The following is a 242-nucleotide window of genomic DNA, read 5'->3' on the forward strand; positions in this document are numbered from 1 at the left end:
ACAGCTTGCTGAGCGGGAAGTCGGCGGCGTCTTATGCTCGCTTTATTGGTTTCAAGAAGAGCTTGTTCTATCCACTCAATTTGAATAGCGTCGACGACAGATTCATAATTGTCGGCATCTTCAATGGTCTCGTGTGCCATTGCTAATTCTTGTTCAAGCATAAAAAATCCCCATCAACATTGTTGATGGGGATTATCTTCTAACTGCAGGATCGTTCAAGCCTTCTTAAACGATCGGCATTA

At 43.4% G+C, this 242-nt stretch carries 1 protein-coding gene; it reads right to left on the bottom strand.

Features of this window, described 5'->3' with window-relative positions; translation table 11 throughout:
* On the bottom strand, positions 1-161 hold a 161-nt coding region (locus BCT34_RS04505; RefSeq protein ID WP_181257491.1), incomplete at its 3' end, for a transposase domain-containing protein.
* Between the last annotated feature and the right edge of the window lie 81 nt (positions 162-242).

Source organism: Vibrio sp. 10N.261.45.E2 (assembly GCF_002875705.1).
Taxonomy (GTDB): domain Bacteria; phylum Pseudomonadota; class Gammaproteobacteria; order Enterobacterales; family Vibrionaceae; genus Vibrio.